The sequence below is a fragment of the Pseudomonas sp. genome (assembly GCF_049645325.1).
Lineage (GTDB): Bacteria > Pseudomonadota > Gammaproteobacteria > Pseudomonadales > Pseudomonadaceae > Aquipseudomonas.
Window position 1 is genome coordinate 1 of the sequence record NZ_JBARTQ010000064.1, and the last position, 3,545, is coordinate 3,545.

2 protein-coding genes are annotated in these 3,545 nt (G+C 61.6%); both read right to left on the reverse strand.

Features of this window, described 5'->3' with window-relative positions; genetic code table 11:
* Nucleotides 1–68: 68 nt before the first annotated feature.
* Complete coding sequence (locus WBB95_RS02840; RefSeq protein ID WP_424486198.1) at nt 69–1,931, reverse strand: NAD(P)-binding protein; 1,863 nt, start codon at nt 1,929–1,931, stop codon at nt 69–71.
* 113 nt (nt 1,932–2,044) lie between these two features.
* A complete protein-coding gene (locus tag WBB95_RS02845; RefSeq protein WP_424486199.1) occupies nt 2,045–3,469 on the reverse strand; it encodes a gamma-aminobutyraldehyde dehydrogenase in 1,425 nt (474 codons plus the stop codon).
* Between the last annotated feature and the right edge of the window lie 76 nt (nt 3,470–3,545).

The window sequence follows — 3,545 nt, forward strand, 5'->3', positions numbered from 1 at the left end:
CTGACCCACCGCCTTCGCGAGCAAGCCCGCTCCCACATTTTGATCTTCAGCAGCTTATAGCGTGTGTTTCAGGCCACTTCACCGACCGCCCGGTACGCCTCATCAATCGCCGCATGGGCATACGCACTCCACGCCGCGTCCGAGTTGGCGATGCTCACATGCCCCAGCGGTTTTTTCGCCAGCTTCATCAACGCTTCGCTCTCATCGGCGTCATCAAACAAGCTGTTGGAAAAGCTCGCATAACCATGTGACCAGCGGTTGACAGTGATCGCCAGAATGTCGGTTTGATGGTTGAAACCACCCGGCCCGAGCATGCGTTGCAACTGATCACGCAGTTGCGCCTCAAGCTGTTCGAACGTCTGCCCATACAATTTGCCGCGGCCCGCGCGTGCCTGGTCGCGGGCGTTCATGCCGCTGTTGGGGCTGGTGGGCACGTAGACCATGTGCAAGCCAATCGGCTGCGTCGGGTCGCGCGGGTGGTCGTAGCCGCCCATGCTCACCGGGTAGTCGAGCTTGATCCGGCTGTAAGGCTGGGTCGCCGCGTAGATCTCATGTACGCCCAGTGTCTGGAATGACTGCCAGTTGCGGATCACCACCTTGGTATACACCAGCGGGTATTTGACGTTCTGGCTCAGCGCCTGCGCCTGGGGCGCCGGCAGGTCTTTGAGCAGATACGGAATCATCATGTTGTAGCAAGCCAGGATGCAGCGTTTGCCACGCACCTGTGCGAGTTGCCCGCCGCGGCTGTAGCCGATATGCACGCCGTCACCGACATTGCGCACGCTCACCGCCGTGCTGTTCAAGCGCAGCCGGACTGGCGCCTTGGGTTGATCGAGCCTGGCGTAATCAAACGCCGCCAGCACGATATCGTCCATGGTGTGCCCCGGCGCCACGCCTGGAATCAGGCTGCGTACCAGCAGCCGGGCCACCGACGCATTGCCGTCCGGGAAGTGGTAGATGTAGGGCTCTTCCATTTCTGCTGCGGCTTCTTCGCTGATCGGCGCCAGATTCATCCCGCCAAAACCTGGGAAACCTACGTTATAGGCGTCAGCAGAAGCAACGGCATCAATGCTCAGTGCCATGAAATCATTGGTGCGGCTCTGGAAGTACTTCACCGCGCCTTCCGACAACCCTACGTTTTTCAGCAGGAAATCGCGGTAGCTGGTGGCGGCCAGGTAGCTGGCTTTTTGCTCGGCGGATTTGCCCGGCAGGTAATCCTTGGGCGCGGTGTGCAATTCGATCAATGCCTGGCGGTCGGCCGGCGGCAAGGGGAAGTCATTGATGAAGTCACTGATGGCGCGTGCATTCAGTTGGTCCGGCGCAACGTCGTCGGCCACCATCGGCGTCGGGTCGCCGGTGACCAGTTTGTCTTCGCCGAAGTTTTCCTTGTCGAAGAACACGCCGCGCGAAAGCCCCAGGCCCGGGTAGAACTGGCGGTCGAAGGCGGTTTCGAAGCGCTTGGTACTCACCCCGAGTTTTTTCAGCAGGCCATTCACGTGTGTGCTGAAAAGGTGATCAGGCGACTGAAACGCCTCGCTGCCGCCGTAGCCGAGAATCATGCGGCCACCGGCCTGGAACTCGTTGCGCTTGGCATGGCCACCGAAGTCGTCGTGGTTTTCCAGGATCAGGATCTTCGCCTTCGGGTGCTTCTCGCGGTAGAACCAGGCTGCCGACAAACCGCTCAAGCCGCCGCCGACCACCACCAGGTCATAGTCCTCGGTGATCGGCAGTTTCTCGGTGTCGAACACCTTTTTTTCCCAGCCCATCTGGTGCGCCACTTCGAACGAGCCCGCATGGCTGCCGCGCAGGCCGGTGAGGGCGGGTGGGTAGTAACGGCCGTCGGGCGCGGCCTGGAGGATTTGCAGCGGGGTCATGCCGGCGGCAATGGTGACGGCGACGCCGTTGAGGAAGTCGCGGCGGGTGATGTCCATGGGGGAAGAACCTACGAATTATTTATTGTTATTAGAGGTCTGGCAGGAGCGGGCTTGTGTGGGAGCGGGCAAGCCCGCTCCCACATAAACGTTCTCCCACAGAGGCAATGGCGTCAGTGCTTGAACATCACATGCCGAACTGTGGTGTAGTCCTCCAAGCCATACATGGACATGTCCTTGCCATACCCCGACAGTTTCTGACCGCCGTGAGGCATTTCGCTGACGAGCATGAAGTGGGTATTCACCCACGTGCAGCCGTACTGCAAACGCGCAGCCAGGCGATGGGCGCGGCCTACGTCGGCGGTCCACACGGACGACGCCAGCCCGTAGTCCGAATCGTTGGCCCAGCCCAGCACCTGCGCTTCGTCGGTGAACCGGGTCACCGACACCACCGGCCCGAACACCTCGCGGCGCACGATCTCGTCGTCCTGCTGTGCGTCAGCCAACACGGTGGGCTCAAAGAAGAAGCCATTGCCTTCCACCGCCTTGCCGCCCGTGACCAAGCGAATATGCGGTTGCGCCACGGCGCGTTCGACAAACCCGGCCACGCGGTCACGATGCTGCGCGGTGATCAGCGGGCCGAGCTCGGTGGCCGGGTCGTCCTGCAAACCGTATTTGATGCTGGCGACCGCGGCGCCGAGTTTTTCGACAAACGCCTCATAGATATCCGCCTGCGCATAGATGCGGCACGCGGCGGTGCAGTCCTGCCCTGCGTTATAGAAACCGAAGGTGCGAATGCCTTCCACCGCGGCATCAATGTCGGCGTCGTTGAAGATGATCACCGGCGCCTTGCCGCCCAGTTCCATGTGCAGGCGTTTCACGCTGTCGGCGGTGCTGGAAATGATGTTTGCGCCAGTGGCAATCGAGCCGGTCAGCGACACCATGCGCACTTTCGGGTTGTTCACCAGCGGGCTGCCCACGGTTGGCCCACGCCCGAATACCAGGTTGAGTACACCGGCCGGGAAAATTTCCGCTGCCAGTTCGACCAGGCGTAATGCGGTCAACGGGGTTTGTTCCGACGGCTTGAGCACCACGGTATTACCGGCCGCCAGTGCCGGGGCGATTTTCCAGGCGACCATCATCAGCGGGTAGTTCCACGGCGCGATGGAGGCGATCACGCCCACGGGGTCGCGACGGATCATCGAGGTGTGGCCCGGCAGGTATTCACCGCCGGCCGAGCCGCTCATGCATCGGCTGGCGCCGGCGAAAAAGCGGAACACGTCGGCAATCGCCGGAATCTCGTCGTTCAGCGCGGCGCTGTAAGGCTTGCCGCAGTTGTCCGATTCCAGCTTGGCCAGCTCTTCACCGTGGGCTTCGATCACGTCCGCGAGTTTGAGCAGCAACAGCGAGCGATCTTTCGGCGCGGTTTGCGACCAGCCTTCGAAGGCGGCATCGGCGGCGCGCACGGCGGCGTCGACCTGGGCTTCGCTGGCTTCCTTGATTTCCACCAGCACGCGGCCGATGGCCGGGTTGAATACGGCTTGGGCCGGGCCTTCGCCTTCGACCAGGTGGCCGTTGATCAAGAGTTTGGTTTGCATGGTTCAGCTCTCCTCAAAACGAGTGTTATTTCCCTGAAGCAACTGGCTCTAAATGTGGGAGCGGGCTTGCTCGCGA